29 protein-coding genes are annotated in these 23,338 nt (G+C 75.7%); 17 read left to right on the forward strand and 12 right to left on the reverse strand.

Translation table 11 applies throughout. The annotated features are described in order from the left end of the window. Positions 1-66 precede the first annotated feature (66 nt). The gene (locus OOT42_RS18165) at positions 67-894 is read left to right on the forward strand and encodes a nucleotidyltransferase family protein (protein WP_273652551.1); all 828 of its coding nucleotides are present in this window, start codon (positions 67-69) and stop codon (positions 892-894) included. Next, entirely contained in the window at positions 891-1,406 is a 516-nt protein-coding gene (locus OOT42_RS18170) for a GNAT family N-acetyltransferase (protein WP_273652552.1), read from the forward strand. Before OOT42_RS18165 ends, OOT42_RS18170 begins: the two co-directional genes overlap by 4 nt. A 39-nt stretch (positions 1,407-1,445) precedes the next feature. Here OOT42_RS18170 and OOT42_RS18175 read toward each other — a convergent pair whose 3' ends face one another. The 3 genes from OOT42_RS18175 to OOT42_RS18185 all read right to left on the reverse strand — a co-directional run bounded on the left by OOT42_RS18175 (position 1,446) and on the right by OOT42_RS18185 (position 4,000). Continuing rightward, positions 1,446-2,315 carry an AraC family transcriptional regulator gene (locus OOT42_RS18175; RefSeq protein ID WP_273652553.1) on the reverse strand — a complete coding sequence of 290 codons (870 nt, stop codon included), beginning with the start codon at positions 2,313-2,315 and terminating at the stop codon, positions 1,446-1,448. Positions 2,316-2,432: 117 nt separating this feature from the next. Beyond that, positions 2,433-3,452, reverse strand: coding sequence for an L-lactate dehydrogenase (locus tag OOT42_RS18180; protein ID WP_273652554.1), 1,020 nt, complete (start codon positions 3,450-3,452; stop codon positions 2,433-2,435). Between the two features lie 89 nt (positions 3,453-3,541). Then, positions 3,542-4,000, reverse strand: a complete 459-nt coding sequence (locus tag OOT42_RS18185; RefSeq protein ID WP_273652555.1) for an OsmC family protein — start codon at positions 3,998-4,000, stop codon at positions 3,542-3,544. A 214-nt stretch (positions 4,001-4,214) separates the two neighbouring features. Here OOT42_RS18185 and OOT42_RS18190 point away from each other — a divergent pair, with 214 nt between their 5' ends. Together OOT42_RS18190 and OOT42_RS18195 are read left to right on the forward strand one after the other, a co-directional pair. Further along, a complete protein-coding gene (locus OOT42_RS18190) occupies positions 4,215-4,649 on the forward strand; it encodes a VOC family protein (protein WP_273652556.1) in 435 nt (144 codons plus the stop codon). A gap of 5 nt (positions 4,650-4,654) precedes the next feature. Continuing rightward, the gene (locus tag OOT42_RS18195) at positions 4,655-5,296 is read left to right on the forward strand and encodes a winged helix-turn-helix transcriptional regulator (protein WP_273652557.1); all 642 of its coding nucleotides are present in this window, start codon (positions 4,655-4,657) and stop codon (positions 5,294-5,296) included. A gap of 60 nt (positions 5,297-5,356) precedes the next feature. On the opposite strand, the gene OOT42_RS18200 is transcribed toward OOT42_RS18195, so the two are convergent. Further along, positions 5,357-5,923: a TetR/AcrR family transcriptional regulator gene (locus OOT42_RS18200; RefSeq protein WP_273652558.1), complete on the reverse strand. Its 567-nt coding sequence runs from the start codon at positions 5,921-5,923 to the stop codon at positions 5,357-5,359. Next, the gene (locus tag OOT42_RS18205) at positions 5,920-6,525 is read right to left on the reverse strand and encodes a sugar O-acetyltransferase (RefSeq protein WP_273652559.1); all 606 of its coding nucleotides are present in this window, start codon (positions 6,523-6,525) and stop codon (positions 5,920-5,922) included. Before OOT42_RS18205 ends, OOT42_RS18200 begins: the two co-directional genes overlap by 4 nt. 112 nt (positions 6,526-6,637) lie before the next feature. On the opposite strand from OOT42_RS18205, the gene OOT42_RS18210 reads away from it, so the two are divergent. Further along, the gene (locus OOT42_RS18210; RefSeq protein ID WP_273652560.1) at positions 6,638-7,333 is read left to right on the forward strand and encodes an NAD(P)H-dependent oxidoreductase; all 696 of its coding nucleotides are present in this window, start codon (positions 6,638-6,640) and stop codon (positions 7,331-7,333) included. Positions 7,334-7,432: 99 nt separating this feature from the next. Here the strand turns inward: OOT42_RS18210 and OOT42_RS18215 are convergent, their stop codons facing one another. From OOT42_RS18215 to OOT42_RS18225, 3 genes are all read right to left on the reverse strand, one after another. Next, positions 7,433-7,780 (reverse strand): DoxX family protein, encoded by a 348-nt coding sequence (locus OOT42_RS18215; protein WP_273652561.1) that lies wholly within the window; start codon positions 7,778-7,780, stop codon positions 7,433-7,435. A gap of 65 nt (positions 7,781-7,845) precedes the next feature. After that, a complete protein-coding gene (locus OOT42_RS18220; RefSeq protein ID WP_273652562.1) occupies positions 7,846-8,337 on the reverse strand; it encodes an SRPBCC domain-containing protein in 492 nt (163 codons plus the stop codon). Continuing rightward, positions 8,334-8,741: an ArsR/SmtB family transcription factor gene (locus OOT42_RS18225; RefSeq protein WP_273652563.1), complete on the reverse strand. Its 408-nt coding sequence runs from the start codon at positions 8,739-8,741 to the stop codon at positions 8,334-8,336. The genes OOT42_RS18220 and OOT42_RS18225 overlap by 4 nt, the downstream gene beginning before the upstream one ends. A gap of 283 nt (positions 8,742-9,024) precedes the next feature. Here OOT42_RS18225 and OOT42_RS18230 point away from each other — a divergent pair, with 283 nt between their 5' ends. Beyond that, positions 9,025-10,254, forward strand: a complete 1,230-nt coding sequence (locus OOT42_RS18230) for a cellulose binding domain-containing protein (RefSeq protein WP_273652564.1) — start codon at positions 9,025-9,027, stop codon at positions 10,252-10,254. A 98-nt stretch (positions 10,255-10,352) separates the two neighbouring features. On the opposite strand, the gene OOT42_RS18235 is transcribed toward OOT42_RS18230, so the two are convergent. After that, positions 10,353-11,189 (reverse strand): alpha/beta fold hydrolase, encoded by an 837-nt coding sequence (locus tag OOT42_RS18235; protein ID WP_273652565.1) that lies wholly within the window; start codon positions 11,187-11,189, stop codon positions 10,353-10,355. Positions 11,190-11,330: 141 nt separating this feature from the next. Here OOT42_RS18235 and OOT42_RS18240 point away from each other — a divergent pair, with 141 nt between their 5' ends. The 7 genes from OOT42_RS18240 to OOT42_RS18270 all read left to right on the forward strand — a co-directional run bounded on the left by OOT42_RS18240 (position 11,331) and on the right by OOT42_RS18270 (position 14,905). Next, positions 11,331-11,906, forward strand: coding sequence for a TetR/AcrR family transcriptional regulator (locus OOT42_RS18240; RefSeq protein WP_273652566.1), 576 nt, complete (start codon positions 11,331-11,333; stop codon positions 11,904-11,906). A gap of 13 nt (positions 11,907-11,919) precedes the next feature. After that, the gene (locus tag OOT42_RS18245) at positions 11,920-12,528 is read left to right on the forward strand and encodes a GNAT family N-acetyltransferase (protein WP_273652567.1); all 609 of its coding nucleotides are present in this window, start codon (positions 11,920-11,922) and stop codon (positions 12,526-12,528) included. Continuing rightward, positions 12,525-13,016, forward strand: coding sequence for a GXWXG domain-containing protein (locus OOT42_RS18250; protein WP_273652568.1), 492 nt, complete (start codon positions 12,525-12,527; stop codon positions 13,014-13,016). The genes OOT42_RS18245 and OOT42_RS18250 overlap by 4 nt, the downstream gene beginning before the upstream one ends. A 101-nt stretch (positions 13,017-13,117) precedes the next feature. Continuing rightward, positions 13,118-13,531: a hypothetical protein gene (locus tag OOT42_RS18255; protein ID WP_273652569.1), complete on the forward strand. Its 414-nt coding sequence runs from the start codon at positions 13,118-13,120 to the stop codon at positions 13,529-13,531. 104 nt (positions 13,532-13,635) lie between these two features. Then, entirely contained in the window at positions 13,636-14,097 is a 462-nt protein-coding gene (locus OOT42_RS18260) for an SRPBCC domain-containing protein (protein WP_273652570.1), read from the forward strand. Then, positions 14,094-14,432, forward strand: coding sequence for an ArsR/SmtB family transcription factor (locus OOT42_RS18265; RefSeq protein WP_273652571.1), 339 nt, complete (start codon positions 14,094-14,096; stop codon positions 14,430-14,432). The genes OOT42_RS18260 and OOT42_RS18265 overlap by 4 nt, the downstream gene beginning before the upstream one ends. Next, positions 14,429-14,905 (forward strand): SRPBCC family protein, encoded by a 477-nt coding sequence (locus OOT42_RS18270; RefSeq protein WP_273652572.1) that lies wholly within the window; start codon positions 14,429-14,431, stop codon positions 14,903-14,905. Before OOT42_RS18265 ends, OOT42_RS18270 begins: the two co-directional genes overlap by 4 nt. Before the next feature lie 21 nt (positions 14,906-14,926). Here OOT42_RS18270 and OOT42_RS18275 read toward each other — a convergent pair whose 3' ends face one another. Continuing rightward, a complete protein-coding gene (locus tag OOT42_RS18275; protein WP_273652573.1) occupies positions 14,927-15,346 on the reverse strand; it encodes a PPOX class F420-dependent oxidoreductase in 420 nt (139 codons plus the stop codon). A 134-nt stretch (positions 15,347-15,480) separates the two neighbouring features. Here OOT42_RS18275 and OOT42_RS18280 point away from each other — a divergent pair, with 134 nt between their 5' ends. Continuing rightward, on the forward strand, positions 15,481-16,896 hold the full coding sequence (locus OOT42_RS18280; RefSeq protein WP_273652574.1) for a calcium-binding protein: 1,416 nt from the start codon (positions 15,481-15,483) through the stop codon (positions 16,894-16,896). Here the strand turns inward: OOT42_RS18280 and OOT42_RS18285 are convergent. Further along, a complete protein-coding gene (locus OOT42_RS18285) occupies positions 16,879-17,568 on the reverse strand; it encodes an ATP-binding protein (RefSeq protein ID WP_273652575.1) in 690 nt (229 codons plus the stop codon). The genes OOT42_RS18280 and OOT42_RS18285 overlap by 18 nt on opposite strands. A gap of 166 nt (positions 17,569-17,734) precedes the next feature. Between OOT42_RS18285 and OOT42_RS18290 the strand changes: the two genes are divergently transcribed. The 3 genes from OOT42_RS18290 (at position 17,735) to OOT42_RS18300 (ending at position 23,020) form a co-directional block, all read left to right on the forward strand. Continuing rightward, on the forward strand, positions 17,735-18,985 hold the full coding sequence (locus OOT42_RS18290) for a hypothetical protein (RefSeq protein WP_273652576.1): 1,251 nt from the start codon (positions 17,735-17,737) through the stop codon (positions 18,983-18,985). A gap of 76 nt (positions 18,986-19,061) precedes the next feature. After that, positions 19,062-20,306 carry an SWIM zinc finger family protein gene (locus OOT42_RS18295; RefSeq protein WP_273652577.1) on the forward strand — a complete coding sequence of 415 codons (1,245 nt, stop codon included), beginning with the start codon at positions 19,062-19,064 and terminating at the stop codon, positions 20,304-20,306. Next, entirely contained in the window at positions 20,303-23,020 is a 2,718-nt protein-coding gene (locus tag OOT42_RS18300) for a hypothetical protein (protein ID WP_273652578.1), read from the forward strand. The genes OOT42_RS18295 and OOT42_RS18300 overlap by 4 nt, the downstream gene beginning before the upstream one ends. 14 nt (positions 23,021-23,034) lie before the next feature. Here the strand turns inward: OOT42_RS18300 and yidD are convergent, their stop codons facing one another. Next, the gene (gene yidD / locus OOT42_RS18305) at positions 23,035-23,322 is read right to left on the reverse strand and encodes a membrane protein insertion efficiency factor YidD (RefSeq protein WP_273652579.1); all 288 of its coding nucleotides are present in this window, start codon (positions 23,320-23,322) and stop codon (positions 23,035-23,037) included. Positions 23,323-23,338: the final 16 nt, after the last annotated feature.

A 23,338-nucleotide genomic window follows, 5' to 3' on the forward strand; every position in this document is an offset into this window, starting at 1 on the left:
CTATCTCCCACAATCCGGTAGATCGAGCCGTCGCCCGGTGCTGCGCGCGGGCGGCATGCTGGGCCGGTGCTGAGCGACGGACGACTGCGCGACCTGGCCGACCGGCTCGCGACGGTGCCCGGCGTGCGGGCCGTCGTGCTCGGCGGCAGCCGGGCGCGCGGTGACGCCACGCCCGAGTCCGACGTCGACCTGGGCCTCTACTACCGGCCACCGCTCGACGTGGACGCGCTCGGCGCGGTCGCCCGCGAGGTCGCCGGCCCCGACGCGCGCGTGACGGCCCCCGGCGAGTGGGGTCCGTGGGTCGACGGGGGCGGCTGGCTCCACGTCGACGGCACCGCCGTCGATCTGCTCTACCGCGACCTGGACCGCGTGCACCACGCGTGGGCGGAGGCGCAGCAGGGCCGGTTCGCGTGGCACGCGCAGGTCGGCCACCCGCTCGGCGTGCCGTCGTTCGCGTACGCCGGCGAGGTCGCCGTCGCCGTGGTGCTCACGGACCCGTCGGGCGAGGTCACCGCGCTGCACGAGGCCGCGTCGACGTATCCCCCGCGGCTGCGCGACGCCGTCGTCGCCGGGCTGTGGGAGGCCGGGTTCAGCCTGGACACCGCCGCCAAGGCGGTGTCGCGTGCCGACAGCGCCTACGTCGCCGGCTGCCTGTTCCGCGCGGTGCTGCTCCAGGCGCACGCGCTGCTCGCCGACGCGGGCCGGTGGGTCACGAACGAGAAGGGCGCCGTGGCCGCGGCCGGGCGTCTGACCGGCGCACCGTCCGCGTTCGCGGCGCGCGCCCACGCCCTCTGCGCGGAGGTCGGCGGCACGCCGGACGCGCTGCGCGCGACGCTCACGGCCGCGCGCGACCTCCTCGCGGAGACCTCGGCGGCGTGCGGGGTGACGTCATGACGGCGCGCCTCGTGCTGCGGCCGCTGGCGTCGGCCGACGAGTCCGAGGCGTGGGCCGCGCACGACGAGCTCGCACGAGAAGGGTTCGACTTCCTGCTCGACGGCCGCCGCGACGACTGGCCGGGCTACCTCGCGCACCTGGCCGACGAGCGCGCGGGAGTGCGGCTCCTGCCCGGCCGCGTGCCCGCGACGTTCCTCGTCGCGGACGTCGACGGTGTGCTCGTCGGCCGCGTGTCCGTACGGCACGAGCTCAACGAGGCCCTCGCGCGCGTCGGGGGGCACATCGGGTACGCGGTGCGCCCCGCCCACCGGCGCCGCGGGCACGCGACCGAGATACTGCGGCAGTCGCTCGTCGTCGCCCGGTCGGTCGGCATCGCCCGCGCGCTCGTGACCTGCGACGACGACAACGTCGCGTCCGCACGGACCATCGAGCGGTGCGGCGGCGTGCTGCAGGACCTCGTCGCGGTCGCCGGCGGCCCGCCGAAGCGCCGGTACCGCGTCCCGACCGGCTGACCCCGCCGGCGGCCGGACGCGCGCCGGCGGGGTCGGCCGTCAGCCGGCCTCGACCGGGAGCCAGAGCTCGACGGTCGCGGTACTGAAGTCGTCGGCGCGCTCGACGACCGCGACGACCTCGGGCCCGGGCCGCAGCCGCGACGGGTTCGACGGGAACCACTCCGTCGCGGTCGCCGCCCAGAGGGTCTGCAGGGTGTCCGGGTAGGGCCCGGCGGCCCGGAACACGGCCCACGGGCCCGCGTCGACGTCGATCACGTCGAGGTCGGCCGGCACGTCGACGGCGTCCGTGACGGCGACGCCGTGCAGGTAGGTCAGCTCGGTGCCCTCGCGGCGGTCGGGGTCGAGATCGGCGCTCACGGCGAGCAGCCCGCCGGGCTCGGTGTCCCCGAGCGCCTTGAGCCGCGCGTGCTCCTGCGGCGGGATCGCGACGACGTGCTGCTGGATCGCGGGGTTGACCCCCTCGTGGACGAGCGGGACGCGCGCGGCGTGCCCGACGAGGCGGACGGCGGGACGGGTGACGAGGCGGACGTCCATGGGACTGGCTCCTTCGACGGTCAGGCGGAACCTGAGAACGGGTTGGCTGCGGAAGGGGCCACCGTCGCGCCGGGCCCGCCCGGGGCCGACGCCGTGCACCGCCTGGAACGCGCGGCCGAACGCCTCCGCCGAGCCGTACCCGTGGCGGACGGCGATCGTCAGCAGGTCGTCCGACCCGTCGACGACGTCCGCCGCGGCGACGGTCATGCGGCGCCGACGCACGTACTCCGACAGCGGCATCCCGGCCAGCGACGAGAACATCCGCCGCAGGTGGTACTCGCTGGTGCCGAGCGTCGTGGCGAGCCGGGCGACGTCGAGGTCCTCGGTGAGGCTCTCCTCGACGAGGTCGACGAGCCGGTTGAGCCAGGCGATCACGGTGCCCTCCTTCCGTCGTCCACACTGGCGCCCCGCGCGGTGCCGTCGCCCGATCATCGTGGCCCGGTGCGATCAGGCGGCGTGCACGGACGACGGCTGCCGGTCGCGCTCCCGCGGTCAGAGGTCGAACCGGCGCGCCAGGTCGTGCAGCGTGTCGGCGGAGTGCCGCAGGGCCGCGACCTCGTCGTCGGTCATCGGGGTCGGCAGCAGCGTGCCGGCGCCCGCGTGGCTGACCATCGTCGGGACGGACAGGCACATGTCGTCGATCCCCCGGTAGCCGCTGACGAGCGACGACACGGGCATGACGCGGCGCTCGTCGTTGACGACCGCCTCGACGACGCGCGAGCTCGCGAGCCCGATCGCGTAGTTCGTCGCGCCCTTGCCGGCGATGATCTCGTACGCGGAGTGGACGACCTCGTGCGCGATCGCGTCGCGCACCTCCGGGGTGAGGCGCTCACGGCCGTCGAGGGGCGGCACGTCGAGCAGCGGGACGCCGCCGATCGTCGCCGACGACCACAGGGGCACGGCGGTGTCGCCGTGCTCGCCCGCGATGTACGCGTGCACGTTCTGCACCGCGACGCCGACGTGCTGCGCGATCAGGTAGCGGAACCGTGAGGAGTCGAGGACCGTCCCGGTGCCCAGCACCTTCTCGCGCGGGAGGCCCGAGCACCGCAGCGCCGCGTACGTGACGACGTCGACGGGGTTGGTGACCATGACGTAGACCGCGTCGGGCGCGACCTCGACGAGCTGCGGCATGAGCGTGCGCGTCAGGCCGATGGTCTGGGCGGCGAGGTCCAGCCGGGTCTGCCCGGGCTTCATCTTGGCGCCCGCGGTGACGACGACGACGTCCGCGCCGGCGCACGCCGCGATGTCGTCGGACCCGACGACGTGCGCCATGGGCATGAACTGGATCCCGTGCGCGAGGTCGAGCGCCTGGGCCCGGACCTTGGCGCGGTCGATGTCGTAGAGGACGACCTCGCGGGCCGCGCCGCGCATGAGGACCGCGTAGGCGAGCGTCGCGCCGACCGACCCTGCGCCGACGACCGCGACCTTGGCCGTCGGGCGGGGCGGCGGGGTGCTGCCGCCGTCGACGAACCCGTCGAGACCTCCGGACCCTTCCCCGGCCTCGTGCGTCATCGCAGCCCCCTCACCGTGTCGCGGTACCGGTCCGGCCGTCCCCAGGCTAGGCGCGCGGGACCCGGTGCGGCGCGGTGCCCGCGCGGCGTTCACGCGGCAGCCCCGGCCAGGAGGGCGGGGGTCGCGACCGCGACCGTGAGCGGCGTGCGGTGCAGCAGGTTGTCACCGACGGGGCAGCGGCGCTGCGCCTCGGCGAGGATGTCCCGGGCCTGCGCCTCGGACCCGTCGACGTCGATCGCGGCGTGCACGCGGATGCCGGAGAACCCCGCGCGCGTGCCGATGTCGTAGCCGAACAGGAGCGCCGGGTCGAGGTCACCCTCGGCGGTCAGGTGCAGCGACCGGACGTGCACGGCGCGCTCCTGCGCGACGAGGTGCACGACGACGTTCAGGCAGCCGAGCAGCGACGCGAGCAGGAGCTCGACGGGGTTGGGGCCGAGGTCGGTGCCGCCGAGCGACGGCGGCTCGTCGACGACGAACGTGAACTGCCGGACGTCCACGTCGACGCGGGACGGGGAGGTGGAGCGGGCGGAGGCGGTGAACGTGGGCACGGGATGCCTTTCGGTCGGTCGGGCTGAGGTCCCCATCGCACGCCCTCGGGTCGCAGCGCCGGGCTGCTCGTGCGTGGAAACACGCACCCGGTCACCGGCTGCCCGGGCGGCACGGGGGTCGTCGTCGTACCCGTCCGGCACCCCTTGACGCTGCACTTGTTTTTTGCAAGCGTGGGTCCTGCCCGCCCGACCGCCGCACCGAGGGAGCCACGCCATGACCGCGATGTTCGTCAACCTGCCGGTGACCGACCTGGACCGCGCCACGGCCTTCTACACGGCGCTCGGGTTCAGGCTCAACCCGCTGTTCACCGACCACAACGCGGCCTGCGTCGTCGTCGAGGAGGACCACAGCGCGTTCATGCTCCTCACGCGCGAGTACTTCCAGACGTTCACCGACCTGCCGCTCGGCGACCCCGCCGTCAGCCCGTCGGTGTCGACCGCGGTCTTCCTCGACAGCCGCGACGCCGTCGACGCGACCGCCGCCGCCGGGCTCGCCGCGGGCGGCACCGAGCCGCGCCCCGCGTCGGACTACGGCTTCATGTACCAGCGCGGGCTCACCGACCCCGACGGCAACGTCCTCGAGTTCGGCTGGATGGACCCCGCAGCCGCCGCGCAGGGCCCCGACGCGGTCGCGAGCCAGCAGGCCTGAGGCCCGTGGCCGCACGCGACTACGGGCAGTACTGCGGCATCACCCGCGCGCTCGAGCTCGTCGGGGAACGGTGGGCGCTGCTCCTCGTCCGCGACCTGCTCGTCGGGCCGCGCCGCTACGGCGAGCTCGCCGCCGGCCTCCCCCGCATCCCGACCAACGTCCTCGCGGCCCGGCTCAAGGAGCTCCAGGCGGCGGGGATCATCCGGCGCGCCCCGCGCTCACGCGTCATCGTCTACGAGCTCACGCCGTACGGCCGCGAGCTCGAACCCGTCGTCCTCGCGCTCGGGGCGTGGGGGTTCAAGGCGCTGGGCGACCCGCGCGACGAGCAGGTCGTCACGCCCGACGCGCTCACGATGACGCTGCGCACCGCCTTCCGGCCCGAGGTCGCGGCGACGCTGCCTGCGACGGCTTACGGCGCCCACGTCGGCGACACCGGCCTGCTCGTCCGCGTCGACGGCCCGACGCTCGACGTCGCCCGCGGCGACGGACCCGTCGACCTGGCGTTCGCCGCCGGCCCGGAGCTCCACCGCCTCATCGCGGGCGACCTCTCGCCCGACCGCGCGCTCGCGACGGGCGCGGTCGAGGTGCTCCGCGGCCCGGGCGACCTCCTCGCCCGCTTCGCGACGACGTTCCACCTCGCCGCCTGACCCGTCCGGCACCTCGACCCGCGCACGCCCGCGGGCCGCACGCGGCAGCCTCGTGGAGGGTCAGTCCCGGGTCGCCGGCGTGCGGGTGATGCGCTCGACCGCCCGCACCACCTCGTCGCGGCCGCGGGGCTCGGTGTCGAGGGCGCGGTGGATCGTCAGGCCCTCGACCAGCGCGTCGAGCAGCCGGGCGGTCTCGGGGTCGAAGTGCCGTCCGAGCGCGCGCCGACTCCGGGCCATCCACGCGTGCGTGAGCTCGCGGTACCGCGGGTCGCGCGCGGCGAGGGTGTAGAGCTCGTGCGTCACGACGAGCTCGTGCGGGTCGGCGAGCACGCCCGTGGTGACGAGGTCCACCACCGCGCGCCGCGCGCCCTCCGCGTCGGCGACGCCCGCCATGGCCGTCTCGAAGCGGTCGCTCACCCGCCGGGCGAAGCGCTCGAACGCCTCGAACAGCAGCGCGTCGACGCTCTCGAAGTGGTAGGTGATCGACCCGAGCGGCACGTCCGCGGCCGCGGCGACACGTCGGGTCGACGCACCGGCGACGCCCACCTCGCCGACGACCCGGAGGCATGCCTCGACGATGCGGTCGCGCCGCTCCGGGTCGTGGCGGCGGGGCCGCCGCTCGGTCACCGCGCCTCGTCCTGCGCGCCGATCTGCCGGACGACGCGCGCCGGGTTGCCGACCGCGACCACGTTCGCGGGGAGGTCGCGGACGACGACCGACCCGGCGCCCACGACGGTGTTGTCGCCGATCGTGACGCCCGGGCACACGATGACCCCGCCACCGAGCCACACGTTGTCACCGAGGGTGATCGGCTTCGCCGCCTCGAGCTTGTCGCGGCGCGGCTGCGGGTCGACGGGGTGCGTCGGGGTGAGCAGCTGGACGTTCGGGCCGATCTGGCAGTCCTCGCCGATCGTGATGGTCGCGACGTCGAGCGCGGTGAGGTTGTAGTTGACGAACGTGCGCGCGCCGACGTGGATGTTCTCGCCGTAGTCGACGAACAGCGGCGGCTTGACGTACGCGCCCTCGCCGAGGGTGCCGAGCAGCGCGACGAGGTGCTCGCGGGCGTCCGGCTCGCCCGCGGACTCGGCGCGGTAGTAGGCGTCGGAGAGCCGGAACGCCTCGCGCGCGATGCGGCCGCTGTCGGGGTCGTCGGCGATGTAGAGGTCGCCGGCGAGCATGCGCTCGCGGTTGGTCCGGGGGTCACCGGCGAAGTAGTCCGTCGTCGTCATGCGGACGATCGTACACACGATGTGTACGACTGACCATATCGAGTGAGAACGCGCGAGCCCCGTCCGGTACGGTCGCGACGGACGCGGCCCGGAGCACGGCAGGGAGGACCGGATGACGGCAGGAGCGGAACCCCTCTCCGACACGGCGGCTGACGCGCGCGGAGGCGGGCCCGCAGCCGCACCCGTCGTCGTCCTCGTCGTCGCGCACCCGCGACCCGACAGCCTCAACCACGCGCTCGCGCGCCGCCTGGGCGACGCCGTGGCCCGCGCGGGCGGACGGCTCGTGACCCACGACCTGTACGCCGAGGGGTTCGACCCGGTGCTGCCCGCTGAGGAGTCGTTCGTCGTCGGGCGCGACCTGCACCGCGGCGGGCCGTCCGGCGACCCGCTGCTCGACCGGCACCGCGCGGACCTCGCGACCGCCGACGCGCTCGTCGTCGTGCACCCGGTCTGGTGGGGCATGCCGCCCGCGATCCTCGCCGGCTGGCTCGACCGGGTCCTCGTGCCCGGCGTCGCGTACCGCCTGCCCGACGCAGGCGGCCTGCCGGAGCGGCTGCTGGCGATCCGGCGCCTCGTCGTCGTCAACACGACCGACACCCCGGCCGAGCGGGAGGCGACCGTGTTCGGCGACCCGCTCGCCGCGATCTGGGAACGGTGCGTCGGCACGTACCTCGGCTCCGCGACGTCGCCGACGGTCGTCGAGCGGACGGTGCTCGCGTCGGTCAACGAGGCGGACGACGCGCAGCGCGCGCGCTGGCTGGACGAGGTGGAGGGCCTCGGCGCCCGGCTGGTCCAGGCCCTGGTCTGAGGGAGGGCGCCACGAGCCGGTCCGCACGCGTGCCGCGCGGGTGAGAAATGACGCCGACGGCCCGGACGTCGGCAGACGACGCCCGGGCCGCGTGCGTCGTCAGGCCGGTGCGGTCTGACGCCTGCGCAGGACCACGGCGACCGCCGCTGCGAGCACGCCGAGCACGAGCGTCACCACCGGGCTCTCGCCCAGCACGAGCAGGTTGGTGAGCGTCGCGCCGACCATGAGCAGCGCGAGGCCCGCCGCGGCGGGCAAGGCGACGCGCGGGACGAGCACCCCGACGGCGCCCGCGACCTCCAGCCCGCCGACGACGAGGCGCAGCCACTGACCGGCGCCGATGTCGGCGAACATGTCGACCATCGCACCCTCCCCCGCGAGCTTCGACCCCCCGGCCCCGAGGAACACGAGCGCGAGCGCGGCACGCGCGACCCACAGGAGGACGGTCACGGTCCGCGAGCGGACGCCGCCTCGCCGGCTGCTCGCGACCGACGAGGCGCCGGTGCCGCTCCCGGTCATGCGACCGAACCGTCCGCGAGGAGCGCGTCGAGCCGCTCGTGGCCCTCCCGGACGCCGTGCTCCATGCCGCTCGCGACGATCTGGTCGCGCGTGGTGAAGTCCTCGGAGAGCGTCGTGACGGTGAGTCGTGTCCGCCCGCCGGGGAGCTCCTCGAACCGGTAGCGCTCGAGCACGACGCCGTCCCCCATGCCCTCGACGGCGACGGTCTGGACGATCGACGACGGCGCCACGACCTCGTGGAACGACCCGTACGACACCATCTCAGTCGGGCCCGCGACGTGCGTGTACCGGTAGGAGCCCGCGGAGCGGCAGTCCCACGTGTCGAGGCGGGTCCGCGTGTCGGCCGGCCCGAACCAGCGCACGAGCAGGTCGGGGTCGACGTGCGCGCGGAAGACGCGGGCGGGCGTCGCGTCGAACTCGCGTACGAGGCGGACGACGGGCAGGTCGTCGGGGGCGACGACCTCGGTCTCGTGCCGGGTGCTGGTCATGCGCGGCCTCCTTCGGGTCCGGTGGTGCGGTCGGTGCGGTGGGCAGGGCCGGTGCGGTCGGCGCGGCCCGCGCGGTCGCCTGTCGGGGGCGTGGCGAGCAGGTCGTCGAGGCGGCGGTACCGCTCCTCCGCCTGGCGGCGGTACCGCTCGATCCAGCGGGTCATGAGCGCGAAGACCTCCGCGTCGAGCTGCACGGGTGCGCGCCGGTCCTCCGGGTCGCGGCGGACGACGCCCGCGTCGGTGAGCACGCGCAGGTGCTTGGACACCGCCTGGAGCGTCATGTCGTAGGGCTCGGCGAGCTGGCCGACGGTCGCGTCGCCGTCCGCGAGCCGGGCGACGATGTCCCGGCGCGTCGGGTCCGCGAGCGCCGCGAACGCGCGGGAGAGCGGGTCGGTGGCCGCCATGGATCCTCCTCAACCATCTGGTTGACAGCAACCATCGACCCGTCCCAGCACCCTTGTCAACCGTTCGGTTGAGACTCGCGGTCGCTGACGCCGTCCGTGCACCCTCGACCGGCAGCCGTCTTGTCTCTACACCGGTGAAAAACGATTCGGACCGGCGATCCACCCCCGCTCGCCTCGACAGCGCACGAACCGCTTCGGGAAGGTGGAGCGGCACGTCACCGCCTCGCCGTGCGCCCACGAGCACCGCTCGCACGCGCGCCCGGGGCCCGAGGAAGGATGCGGGATGGCACAACGACGACACAGGTGGGCGACCCTCGCGGTCACGCTGGTGACCGGCGCGCTGCTCGGCAGCGCCGTCCTGCCGCCGGCCTCCGCCGCCGCCGGCGGGTCCGGACCGTACCCGGCGGACTACGAGACGTCGTCGAGCCTGCCGAACCACACGATCTACCGGCCGGTGAACCTGCCGTCCGGGAAGATGCCGGTGTTCGTGTGGAGCAACGGCGCCTGCTCGGCGAACGGCACGTCGGCACTGCCCTTCCTGCGCGAGATCGCGTCGCACGGGTTCCTCGTCATCTCCAACGGCAGCCCGAACGGCGGAGGCTCGTCGACGTCGTCGTGGCTCACGCAGTCCATCGACTGGGCGGTCGCGGAGTCGACGCGCTCCGGCAGCCCGCTGCGCGACCGGGTCGACACGTCGAAGATCGCGGTGGCCGGCTTCTCGTGCGGCGGCCTCGAGGCGTACGCGGTGTCCGGCGACCCGCGCGTCACCACGACGATGATCTTCAGCAGCGGGCTGCTGAACGACGCCGACGACTACCAGCTCCGCCGGCTCGACCACCCGATCGCCTACATCATCGGCGGGCCCGGCGACATCGCGTACCCGAACGCGATGGACGACTGGGGCAAGCTGCCGGCGGGCCTGCCGGCGTTCATGGGCAACCTGCCCGTCGGCCACGGCGGGACGTACGACCAGGCGAACGGTGGCGAGTTCGGCCGCGCCGCGGCCCTCTGGGCGAAGTGGCAGCTCAAGGGCGACACGCAGGCCGGGCGGACGTTCGTCACGTCGGGCTGCGGGCTGTGCAGCGGCGGGCAGTGGACGGTGCAGCAGAAGAACCTCGTCCTCGCACCGGACCCGACGCCCACACCCACGCCGACCCCGACACCGACCCCCACACCGACGTCGACCCCGACTCCGGCGCCCACCACGACGCCGGACCCGACGGCCGCGTGCTCCGCGACCTACACCGTCGTCAACCAGTGGCCGGGCGGGTTCGTCGCGAACGTCGACGTGACGGCGCTGCGCGCCCTCGACGGCTGGCGCGTGCAGGTGACGCTGCCGTCGGGCGCGTCGGCGACGCAGGTGTGGAACGGCGTGCGCACCGGCACCGGTCAGCCGATGACCGTCACGAACGCGGCGTGGAACGGCGCCCTCCGAGCCGGCCAGGGCACCGGCTTCGGGTTCCAGGGCACGGGGACGGGAGCGGGTGCCGCCGTCTCCTGCCAGGCTGCCTGACCACGTCGGACGGCGAGGTGCCCGCCCCGGAAGGGACGGGCACCTCGTCATGTGCGTCGCGGTCGCGGCCGTTCGAACGCCGTCCGCGCGGCGTCGGGTCAGCGCGCGAGGAACGCGAGGAGCGCCTCGTTGACCTCGGCCGTGTGCGTCGTGAGCAGCCCGTGCGGGGCGCCCTCGATCTCGACGTACTCGGCCGACGGGAGCGCCCGGACGAAGCGGCGCGCGGTCACGTCGACGTCGAGGATCCGGTCCGCCGTGCCGTGCAGGATCAGCGCGGGCACGTCGATCTTCGGGATGTCGTCGCGGAAGTCCGTGCCCCACGTGAGCGGCGCCGCGGCCGACGCGACCGAGCCGGACCCGGCGGCGACGTCCCACGCGTGCCGCACCTGCTCCTCGGAGATGCGGGTGCCGAGGTTCTCGTCGAGGTTGAAGAAGTCCTGGTAGAACGCGGTGAAGTAGGCGTACCGGTCCTTGCGGACGGTCGCCGCGATGTCCTCGAAGAACGACGCGGGCGCGCCGCCCTCGGGGTTGTCCTCGGTCTTGGTGAGGAACGGCTCGAGCGACGCGAGGAACGCGGCCTTCGCGACGCGCGTCGAGCCGTACGTCCCCAGGTAGCGCGCGACCTCGCCGGTGCCCATCGAGAAGCCGACGAGGACCACGTCGCGCAGATCGAGCGTCTCCAGCACGACGTTGAGGTCCGCCGCGAAGGTGTCGTAGTCGTACCCGACCGACGGCTGGCTCGACTGCCCGAACCCGCGGCGGTCGTACGTGATGACGCGGTAGCCGGCGTCGAGCAGCGCGGCCGTCTGGCCCTCCCACGAGTTGCCGTCGAGCGGGAAGCCGTGGATGAGGACGACCGGCTGGCCGGTGCCCTTGTCCTCGTAGTGCAGCTCGATGTCGACCGAGTTCTCCGTGCCGACGGTGATGCGTCCCATGACACTGCCCCTCTTCGTTGTCGGGAGAACGATCGTTCTCCGCCGATGTCGCCTACACTAGAGAACGAGCGTTCTCAGCGCAAGGGCTGGGATCGGAACACCGGGCGACGACCCGGTGAAAGGCGGTGGACCATGGCGCGGGTGACCGAGCAGACGCCGACGACCGACACGCGCGAGCGGGTCGTCGCCGCCGCCGACGCGCTCTTCTACGCGCGCGGCATCCAGTCCGTCGGGATGGACGAGGTCCGCACCGCGGCGGGCGTCTCGCTCAAGCGCCTCTACACCGAGTTCCCCGGCAAGGAGGCCCTCGTGCTCGCGGTGCTCGACGCGCGGCACGGGATCTGGGAGGCCGGCCTGAGCGGAGCGTTGAGCGGCGTCGACGACCCGCGCGAGCGCCTGCTCGCGATCTTCGACTTCCTCGCCGAGTGGTTCACCGACGACACCTTCCGCGGCTGCGGGTTCATCAACGCGTTCGGCGAGCTCGGCGCGACGTCGCCCGCCGTCGCCGACGCCGTCCGCGCGCACAAGCAGTCGTTCCAGGACCACGTCGCCCGGCTCACCGCCGACGCCGGCGGCGACGCCGCGCTCGCGGCGCAGCTCGCGCTCCTCGCCGAGGGCGCGCAGACGACGGCCGCCATCGCGGGCCGTTCCGACGCCGCCCGCCAGGCACGCGCCGCGGCCGAGGTCCTGGTCGACGCCGCGCTCGGCGCCCGGTGAGGCCCCGACGCGCATGACCGACCACGACGGACCTGCCGACGTCCGGCCCCGCGCGACGGTCCGCGACGCGACCGCCGTCCGCGTCCGGCCGGGACGCGCCGACGACCTCCCCGCCCTCGCGCGGTTCGCGGGCTCGCGGGACCGTGCGCTGTGGCGCGTCGACGAGGCGCGCGACGGCCGCGAGACGCTGCTCGTCGCGGAGGACGCCCGTGGCCCCGTCGGCACCGTCAGCGTGCGCTGGGACAGCGACTGCGACCCGCCGCACCCGTGGCTCTACGGGCTGCACGTCGACGCCGACCACCGCGGCCGCGGTGCGGGCGAGCGGCTCGTGCACGCCGCCGAGGACGCGGCGCGCGACCGCGGCGCCGCCGCGCTGAGCCTCGACGCCGACCGCGACGACCCCGTCGTCGGCTGGTACGAACGTCGCGGCTACCGGCGCGTCCGCGCGCACGAGCACCGCTGGACCAGCGTCGACCCGCGGACCCGCCGGGTGACCGCGTCGGGGACCGCGGCGACGTGGGTGCTGCGCCGGCCGCTCGACGGGCGCGACGCCGACACCGGTGGCCGCACGGGCACCGGCACGGCGACCGACGCCGGCATCGGCACCGAGGACGCCTCGTGACGACCGAGCTGGAGCGGTACGACGCCCTCCCGCCCGTCGCCACGACCGACCTGCGCGGGACGTGGCGCGGTGCGGGGATCCCCACCGGTCACCCGCTCGACGGCGTGCTCGAAAGGCTCGGCTGGTGCGGCAAGAGGTTCGACGACGACGACACCGCGCACCCGCTGCTGTTCCGGTCGGGCCACGGCGTGGTGCGCGTCCACCCGGGCCTGGTCCCGCTCGGGCTCGTGCTGCGCGTCGCCCCGCTCCTGCGGACCCCGCCCGCCGCCGCGGCGTTCGCGCTCGTGCGGCCGTTCGTCACGACGCGTCGCCCCCGCGCCCGGCTGCGCGAGGTCCGGTACCGCGGAGTGGTGTCGGCCGCGATGGTCTACGACGACCTGCCGATCATCGACGCGTTCCGGGCGGACGACGACGGCTCTCTGGTCGGCGCGATGGACGCGCGCGGCATGACCGAGCCCTACCTGTTCCGGCTGCGCCGGGTCCGCTGAGCCACCGACGGCGGGCACCGAGCGTTGCCGGTGCCGCGCCGTCACGTCACCTGGGGACGACGCGGACGGGGTCGACACCCGCACCGCTACGGTCCCGTCCCGTGCAGCGACTCAACCCTCCCCCGAACTGGCCCACCCCACCCGACGGCTGGACGCCGCCGCCCGGCTGGCAGCCCGACCCCGCGTGGGGTCCGCCGCCCGAGGGGTGGCAGCTGTGGCTGCCCGACGAGGACGGCCCCGCGCGTCGCCGTCAGGACGCCTTCCGCCCGGTGGGGATCGTCGCGGGCGCCCTTCTCGTCGTCCTGCTGCTCGCGCAGGCGGTGCTCGGGATCTTCTCCGCGCAGGCCGCCGGCAGCGCGGTCGGCTCCGTCCTGCTGCCGTGGCTGATCGTCTCGCTCGCCGTCCGCTACTCGCGGCGCGAGTGGCCGTGGTGGGCGATCGTCGCGGTGTTCTTCGGTGTCTGGATCCTCCTGCGGCTGCTCAGCGCCGCCGGGCAGGCCGCCGGCGGGGGGTGAGACGTCGGCACGGTCCCCGCCCCTTACGCAACCGATGGTTGCATCATGACGGGCACAGGTCTACGGTGATGCGCAACCAATCGTTGCGAACAGCGGGAGAAGCCATGGAGTTCGGGAGCATCGAGCGCGAGATCCACGTCGACGCCTCGCCGGAGGTCGTCTTCGAGGTCCTCAGCAGCCCGGAGCACATCCGCGACTGGTGGAACGGTGCCGAGACGGACCTGTCCGCCGCGCCGGGCAGCGGGACGGAGGTCGCCTGGGGCCGCGGCACCGCCGACGAGCACGTCGAGCCGCTCACCGTCGTCGCCGCCGACCCGCCGCGGCTGTTCTCCTTCCGCTGGGTCCCCGACGACGCGGACGACCCCGTCGCCGCCGCGCTGCTCGTGACGTTCGAGCTCGTGCCCGCCGGGACCGGGACGCTCCTGCGGCTCACCGAGACCGGCTTCCGGGAGAAGGGCTGGGAGGTCGCCGTCATGGAGGCCGCCTATGCCGACCACGTCAGCGGCTGGGACGTCTTCGTCCCCGCGATCGCCGCACACGCCGAGCGGCTGGTCGCGACGCGATGAGCACCGCCGTCGACGACGACCTGTGGTCGGCGGTCGGGGACCCCACCCGGCGGCGCATGATCGACCTCCTGCTCACCGACGGACCCGGCACGGCCACCTCGCTCAGCGAACGCCTTCCGGTGACGCGGCAGGCCGTCGCCAAGCACCTCGTCGTGCTCGACCGCGTGGGCCTCGTGCACGTGACGCCCGCCGGGCGCGAGCGGCGCTACGAGGTCGACGAGGCCCAGCTCGCCCGCGCGGTCGCGCAGCTCGCCGACGTCGGCCAGGCCTGGGACGCCCGCCTGCAGCGCATCAAGCGGATCGCCGAGGCGATCGCCCGCAGTCAGAAGCAGTGACCGGTACCGAGGAGAGAGAAGGGTTCGAGATGGTGGACATCATCCACAGGGTCGGCATGCGCTCGGCCGCCCTGGACGACGTGTACGCGGCGCTCACCACGATCGACGGGCTGTCGGCGTGGTGGACGACCGACACGACTGGCGACCCGGGCGTCGGCGGCCTGCTCGCGTTCCGCTTCCCGCAGGGAGGCTTCGACATGGTCGTGCTCGAGCAGGAGCCCGGCCGGCGCGTCGTGTGGGAGGTCGTCGACGGTCCCGAGGAGTGGATCGGGACGACCGTGCGCTGGGAGCTCCGGCAGGACGGCGAGTGGGTCGTCGTCCTGTTCGCGCACGAGGGCTGGCGCGAGCCGGTCGAGTTCATGTCGCACTGCAGCACCAAGTGGGCGACGTTCCTGGTCAGCCTCAAGCAGCTCGTCGAGACCGGCGCGGGCGCACCTGCACCCGACGACCTCGCGATCTCCGACTGGCACTGACCCGGGCGGCGGGCCGGTCGGCTACGCGTGAACCGTGTGGGACACGGGGTACCACGCGTCGCCGGCGGGCTCGCCGTCGAGGTTCCAGCTCCACGACTCCATCGGACGCACCCGCACGTACCACCCCGGCCCGATCATCCCGGTCCGCTCGACGGGATCCTCCGCCACGCCGTAGACGCGGATGCCGCGTGCCGCGAACGGCTCCAGCGTCGGCACGTCGTCGAAGACGATCGCCACCCGCCGCCGGCCCGCGCGCACGTTGCGGACCTTGCGCGTCCGCAGGACCGTCTCGCCGCCGCCGAACCAGAACGCCTCGCCGTCGAGCTCGCAGACGACCGGTACGACGTCGGGCTGCTCCCCCTCGCCGAGGGTCGCGACGCGCGCGACCGGGTGTTCCCGCAGGTAGGCGATCTCCTGCGCGGTGAAGGCGGTGCCGCCCATCGTCCCTCCAAGTGGTGCCCGTGCCCGAAGGGGCAGAGGTCGTGGCGCTGAAGCCTTTCGGACGCTCCGGCGGGCGCCGTCGGCCCGTCCCCTGCCCCTAGTGTGCGCACCAGCCGACACCCCGGGAGGGCTCGATGACGAGGCGCACGCGGCTCGGTCTGACCGTCGCGACGGTCGCCGCCCTGTCGATCCTGCTCCCGGTGCCCGCGTGGGCCGGCGACGTGCAGCGCGAGGAGTTCTCGCGGCCACCGGCCGAGCCGTGGCAGGTGCTCGGGTTCGCGGGCGATCCGGTGGCGAGCACGCGCGGCGGTGCGATCACGATCGGCCGCGAGACGCTCGTCATGCTCCTCGAGGGCGCCGGGACGTCGGAGTGGACGGGGGCCTCCGGGCGGCTGACGGGGTGGGACGTCGACGTCCGCATGCGTCTCGGGCGCGACGCGACCGGCACGTGCCTCGACGAGGAGACCGGGACGCCGCCGCCGACGCTGCTGTGGGTCGGCGACACCATGGACCTCCTCCAGGTCGGCTTCGCGCCCGGAGAGCTCTGCGTCCTCTACCCGTTCGAGGACCGCCAGGTGATCCCGCTCGACACGCAGCGCTGGCACCGGTACCGCCTGGAGGCGCGCGGGCAGCACCTGCGGATCGCGGTCGACGGGCGCACGGTCCTCGACCGGACGCTCACCGGTCGCGGCGCGGGCACCGTCGGGCTCGGCTTCGAGACGTTCACCGGCTCCTCGACGTGGGACTACGTCCGCTACGACACGTCGCCGGAGCACCGGTGCACGGTCCGCGGCACGTCCGGCGCCGACGTCCTGACGGGCACGCCCGGCGACGACGTGATCTGCGCCGGCGCGGGCCACGACCGGGTCTCCGGGCTCGGTGGGGACGACGTGCTGATCGGCGGCGACGGCGACGACACGCTCCTCGGCGGCGACGGTCACGACCTGCTGCAGGGCGGCTGGGGCGCGGACGTGCTCGACGCCGGCGCGGACAGCGGACGGTCCGAGGGCGGCCAGGGCGGGGACACCTTCGTCATGGGCGCCGCACCCGACGGTGCACACCAGGTCGTCGGCGGACCGGGCCACGACGTCGTCGACTACGGGGCACGCACCGCCGGGGTCACCGTGACGCTGGACGGCGTCGGCGGCGACGGCGCGCCCGGAGAGGGCGACGCGGTGGGCGCACCGCCGCCGTGGAGCGCGTCGCCCGACGTCGAGGAGGTCCGCGGCAGCACCGGGGACGACGTCCTGACCGGCTCGCCGTGGCAGGACGCGCTCGTCGGCGGGCTCGGCGCCGACACGCTGCGCGGGCTGGCCGGCGACGACACGCTGCGCGGCACCGACGGCGTCGGGGGCAACGACCGGCTCGACGGCGGCGACGGCACCGACGGCTGCACCGCCGACCCGCTCGACGTGCTCACGTCGTGCAACGACCGCTACCCGCCGTACCCCACCCCGACGCCGACCGGCTCGGCCCCCGCGGGCCCGGCCCAGCGGCTCGCGCCGACGTGGCTGCCCACGACGGCGCCCGCGTCACCCGCCCGCGGCTGAGCCCGCGGGACCGGTCGCCGAGGTCCGCGCTGCGTCGTCGGGACCGCCGCCCCGACCGCGCTCGTCGCGCACGTCGACCGCGAGGGCCGGCCAGTCGCGCAGGACCGCGAGCGCGTCGGCCGTCAGGTCCCCGAGCGGCGGCCGCACGAGCCGTCCCGGCAGGAACGTGACCGTGGTGCCGGTGGTGCCGTCCGGCTCGACCGGGACGAGGTCGGTGACGGGGATCCCGTGCTCGTAGCGCTGCGTCCACGAGCCGTGGCTGCGCCGGTTGTGGTGGACGAGCCGGTCGCTGAGCGCGGACACGACCGAGACCCCGCGCCGCGGGTGGCCGTCGGGCAGGGACGGGCCGTCGACCGCGTCGAAGACACGCAGGTCCCGGGTCGACATGACGGGCTTGCGCACGGCGCGGCCGTGCTCGTCGAGCCGCGTGTCGGTGCCCCGCCCGTCGTCGGCGACGGTGACCGACCCGTCGTCGTGCAGCGTGACGAGGCAGCGGCCGCCGCCACGCTCGTCGGCCTCCTCGGCGGCGTACGCGAGCACCTCGAGGACGAGGTGCAGCACGCCGCCGGGCGCGAGCTCGTCGGCCCGGCGTCGCACGTCGTCGAGGTGCGCGACGTCGACCGACGTCGACCAGTCGTGCGTCGTGCTCACCCACGTGTCCCGGTCGCCCATCCGCACATCCTGGCGACCACGTCAGGCGGAGGGCAAAGGTCCGACGGCCCCGAGATCAGCCACGCGACAGACCGACGGCGTCCCGTCCGCACACCGTCGTGGCGGACCGTGCGACCTCGACCCGTGCCGGTTGTCGGGATCGCGCGCCCTCGCGCGTCACCCGGGCATGACCCTCACCGTGTCCCGCACCGCGCACCGCGCCACGACCGCGCTGTTCCTCGTCAGCGGCCTGTCCTTCGGCGGGTTCGTCGTCCGCTCCGCCGCGCTCAAGGTCGAGCACGGCCTCGACGACCGCGCCTACGGGCTCACGAGCGTGCTGTTCGGCGGCGTCGCCATCGCCACGATGCAGGCGCTCGGCCCGCTGCTCCGCCGCGTCGGCCCCGAGGCGGTCGCCCGCGTCGCGGTCGTCACCCTCCCCCTCGCCGTGGCGTTGCTGGGCGCGGTCCCCGGCACGGCCTCCTACGTCGCGGCGATCGCCGTGGTGGCCGCGGCGAACGGGGCCCTCGACGTCTCCATGAACGCCACCGCGGTCCGCGCCGAGCAGCGGATCGGCCGCCCGATCCTCAGCGGCTGCCACGCGGCGTGGAGCATCGGCATCACCGTCGCGACCCTCGCCGGGACCGCGAGCCTCGCGGCCGGGGTCCCGACCGCCGCCCACCTCGCCGTCGCCGCCGCCGTCGCGGTGCCCGTCGCGCTCGTGGCCGGGAGGCGGCTGCCGACCGCCGACGAGGTGGAGCGGTCGCTGCCCGGCACCGGTCCGACGACGGACGTGCCGCCGTCCGGGTCGACCGGCGGACGCCCGGCCCGACCGGTCCCCCGCCCGCGGTCCGGCTGGTCCCCGGCGTTCGCGCGCGTGGCCGTCGTCGGCGTCGTGCTCATGGTCGCCGAGGGTGCGGCGCTCGCATGGGGTGCGGTCCTGCTGCACGAGCAGCGCGACGCGACGCTCGCGGTGGCCGCCGCGGCGACGACCGCGTTCACCGCGGCCCAGACCCTCGGCCGCCTCGTCGGCGACCGGCTGCGCGCCGCGTGGGGCGACGCGCGGCTGTTCCGGCGCGGTGCGGTCGTCGGCGCGTGCGGGCTCGCCCTGGGCGCGCTCGCGCCGCACCCCGTCGCGGCCGTCGCGGGGTTCGCGCTGCTCGGCCTCGGCGGTGCGACGCTCGTGCCGATCGCGTACGCGGAGACGGGCCGCCTCGACCCGAGCGGCCGCTCGGCCGCGCGCCTGTCGGTCTTCGTCTACGCGGGCGTCCTCGCCGGCCCGGCGGCCATCGGCCTCGTCGCCGCGGGCGCGGGCCTCACGGCGGCCGTCGCGCTCGTCGCACCGCTGCTCGCGGCCTCGGCGCTCGTGCTGCCCCGGGCGGCCGCGGACGGGTCACCGACCGGCTCCGACCTCCCCGAGGCGTCCCGTCAGGCGCGCTGAGGCGTCCCGGCGCCGTCCCGGCCGGCCGAGGTCGCGCCGCGCTCAAGTCCCCCGCGGCGGTGGCCGATGGCACGTCGTGCCGTCCACGCAGGTCACCTACCGGTACGCCGCCACGTCCACCCTGCGCGGGGAGGACGGTCAGGTGTCCGTCGGGCTCGCCTCGACCGGCACCGGGACGTTCCTCGACGCGTACGTCGAGCGGGCCGACGTCGTGGCGGCCGGGCTGCTCCTCGTGGGGCGGGTGGCGTCGACCCGGTTCCACGACCCGACGACCGCGACCCGGCTCGCGGAGCTCGCGGACCCGATCATCACGACGGGCGACGGCACGGTCCGGTTCGAGAGCCTCTCCGCGTGCTGCGGCGTCGCCGCCCGGCTGGACCTGCCGGCGGACGGCGTGCACGTGACGACGCAGACCCCGGGGACGACCAACGTCGACCTCGGGCCGGAGATGCGGAGACTGCTCGGCGGCGTGCTGCCGCACGACCCGATGCGCGTGCGCGTGGCCGACACAGGACTCGCGGTGACGACGCTCGACGGCAGCGCGCACGAGCGGACGGTCGCGCTGCCGGACCGGTGGGTCCGCTCGCTGGCCGACCTGCAGGTGCTCGCGAGCCGCATGTCGCTGCGCGCGACGCTCGACCAGCGGCAGGTGCGGGCGTTCCTGCGGTCGCTGCCCCCGACGACGCCACCACGGTCGACGTTCTGGGCGCAGCCCGTGGGCGGCGGCGGGCTGCGCCTTGCGTCCCGACCGGTCGCGGGCGGCGTCCCGCTCGGCGGTCCGGAGCGCCTGCGCGTGCTCGACGCCGTGCTGCGGCACTGCCGGGAGGTGCGGGTCTACGCCGCCGACGGCGACGGGCCCGGTGCGTCGTGGTGGGAGGTCGCGCTGCCGCACGCGCGGCTCGGTCTGGGCCTCAGCCCCGAGACGTCCCGAGGCTTCTCCGGCGAGGGTGCGCTGCTCGACGGCGACGACGACCCGACGGCCGACGCGGCCCTCGCGGTGAGCGGCCGGCTCGGGTACGACCTGGCGGAGGGCCGGTTCTTCCCGCGCCTGCTGCCGGTCGGCCGCGACCTGCTCGGCACGCACCCCCGGCTGGCCACCGCGACGGCGCTGGTCGCGGACGGCGCCGTGCACCCGGAGGGCGACCACCACGTGGTCCGCGGCCGCACCCGCGACTACGTGGTCCGGCTGGGCTCTCCGGCCGACCGCTGCTCGTGCCGGTGGTACGTCGACCACGGCGGCACGCGGGGACCGTGCGCGCACGTCCTGGCGGTCCGCCTGCTGCGCGACGGCGCACCCCCCACCGGCGAGGAGACGCGATGACCGCCGACGACCTCCTGCCGCGGCTGCGTGCGGCGGTGCTGGCGGGGAACGCTCGCACCGTCCTCGACCTGACCCGGGACCTCACGGACGCGCAGCGGCGCGAGATCGGCCCGGTCCTGCGGGGCGAGTACGTCGCGCTCACGTACGCGCCCGATCGCATCACGTCGGACCCCGCCGCGGGTCGCGCGTACGAGCTGGCCCGGCTGGCCACGGAGCTCCAGCCGGGCGACGCCGCGTGGGCGCTCGTCTCGACCTCGCCGGCCGCGCTCCCCGACCGTCTCGCTGCGCTCGCACCGCGCAGCGCGGCGTGGAAGCGCCGGTTCGCGACGTCCGCCCTGCGGCGCGGCGACGGGTGGTGGGTCGTGCACGCCTGGGTCGGGGCAGGGGTCGTGCCACCGCCGTCGTCGCCCGAGTGGCCGCTCGGGGTGCTGCGCCGGTTCCCGTGGGCGGAGCTCGGGCGCACGGCCGACGCGGACCCCGTCGTCGCAACCGTCCTCACGACTTTGCTCGACACGCCCGGCGTCGGCAAGGAGCTCGGGCGCCACGCCCGGTACGGCTCGACGCAGGAGTGGCGACCGCTCGTCGAGGCGTGCGGCGGGTTCGACCCCGCGCGCCGGGGCGCGCTCCTCGACGGGTGCCTGTCGGCGCTCGGGACGGCCCCGCCGAGCGAGGCCGCCGGCTTCGTCGCCGTCCTGCAGCACGCGTCCCTGACCGACGCCGAGGTCGCGCGGCGGCAGGGACGGTACGCGGACCTGCTGCTCGCACCGTCGACGCCGGCGTGGACGCTCGCGGCCGACGCGCTCGACCGGGTGCTCGAGGTCGGTGCGCTCGACGCGGCCACGCTGCTCGACGTCACGCCCGAGGTCCTGCAGCACCGGACCAAGGTGCGGGTGCACCGGCACCTGCGGCTCGTGGAGAAGGGCGTCGAGCGGGGCGCGGTGGACGTGACGTCCGCGGCCGCGGCCGTCGTCGACGCGCTCGACCCCGCGCGCTCGGACGTCGCCGAGACCCTCGCGGCGACGTCGGGGCGCTGGGCGGACGGCCTCGACGCCGGCGCCGTGGCGGAGCTGCGCGCCACGGTGTCGGCGGCGGTGCCGCGACCGTGGCCCGGTCTGCGCGTCGCGCTCGGGACCCTGGCGCCGCGCGTCGACGCGGAGCACGCGTCCCCGACGGCGTCGGGCGACCGCCCTGCCGACGTCCGGGCGAGCGAGGTCCGGCCGGTCGACCTGCCCGCCCTCGGCCGGGTGCACCCCGTGGCCGACCTCGACGAGCTGCTCGTGCTCATGGAGGAGGAGCTGCCGGTCCGACCGACACCGGTCGCCGTCGAGCGCGCGCTCGACGGCATGGTGCGGCTGCGGCTCGACGACGTCCCCGGCGACACGCGCGCGCGGGCCGAGCGGGCGTGGTCGAGCTGGTGGTCGAGCGCTCCCGGCGACGATGTCGCGTGGGTCGTGCGCGCCTGGCTCGCGGCGGACACACCGCCGCTGCGGGCGGGCCGGCTCGTGCAGGGGACGGCCCTGTCCGACGCGGACGTGCCGCCGGGCGCGACCCCGACAGGCAGCGGGCCGGGCGGGTTCGGCCGGACCTGGACGCGGGTCGTCCCCGCGCACGACCCGGCGTTCCTCACCGAGCGACGGTTCGGGCTCGTCCGCCTCCACCACCTCGCGGTCGCACCGGGCCCGCTGCTCGCGCTGCCCTCGCGCGAGGACGGCACCGTCGCCGTCGACGACCTGCTCGCCCGGCTCGCCGAGCGCGAGGCGCTCGGGCTGGAGCAGGAGCTGTTCGACGGCGCGTGGGCGCTGCTGCGGCTGCCGCCGGCCGAGCACGCCGCCTTCCTCGCCGCGGCGGAGCGTCCGCCCCGGGTCGTCGCGTGGAGCGGCGCGGTGACCCGGCGTGCGGAGTGGGACCGCACGGTCGTGCGCGACGCGTTCGGGGCGCAGGCGCGGGTGTGGTCGGACCCGGGCGCGACCGCCGGCTCGTCGGACGACCCGGTCCGGGCGTGGCTCGCCCCCGACCCGGACCCCGATCTGCCGGGGTCGCGGTACGCGGCGTGGCGGCGGAGCGGGCGCGGCGCCACCCCCACGGCGGCGACCTGGGGCACGACGCTCCCGTCGCACCCCGACGTCCTCGTCGCGCACGTGCAGCACGCGGTCCTGCAGGCGCTGCACGACGACCGGGCCGACGCGGTCGACGAGCTCCTGCGGGTCCTGGGCGACGCCCGGGAACCCTGGCGTCGGCCGTCCGCGTGGGCGGTCGTGACCGGCATGAGCGTCGAGCACCGCGCGTCGCGGCTGGCCGCGAGCGAGGCCGTCGGTGCGGGTGCGGCGCGCGGGACGCTGCCGCCGGCGACCCTCACCCAGGCGCTGCTCGACGTGCTCGGCCCGGACGCCGGACCGTACGGGGCGACGACCGTCGGCAGCACCGGGACCGCGCACCCCAAGGTGTCGCGCGTCGCGGAGGGCCTCGCCGACGCCGCCCGGCTCGACGACGGGACGGCGGACGTGGTGCTGCGCGGCCTGCTTCCGGCCCTCCCGCCGCTCATGGGCCCGCCCGGCGGTCACGCCCTCGTGGCGGTCGCCGCGCAGCTCGCCGAGCGCCTCGGCCGGCGCTGCGACGTGCCCGCCGAGGTCCGGGACCTGGCGGGCGGCAGGTCGCGCTCGCGGACGGCGACGGAGGCGCGCCGGCTGGTCGCCGCGGCCGGCACACCCCGCTGACGGGCCGGCGGCGGCTACCGCAGCGGGAAGCGGAACGGGATCGGGATGCCGCCGCAGCAGCAGACGCCGCGCACGTCGGACTGTGCCAGGAGTGCGGCGGCGCGGTAGCAGGCGAGGAGCTGGAGGGCGGTCGGGACGACCGACCGCACGACCCCGCGGCGCGCGACGAAGCCCCGGACGGCGCCCGAGCAGGAGTCGCCGCCGGTCGCGACCCGGTGCGCGCAGCTCCAGCCCTTCCGGGGCGAGAGCCGACGCTGGTACGCGGCGATCAGGCGGTCGACGGCCGTGGCGACGGGACTCATCGGGTCACGGTAGGCG

The sequence above is a fragment of the Cellulomonas fimi genome, assembly GCF_028583725.1.
In the GTDB taxonomy this organism is placed as follows: Bacteria; Actinomycetota; Actinomycetes; order Actinomycetales; family Cellulomonadaceae; genus Cellulomonas; species Cellulomonas fimi_B.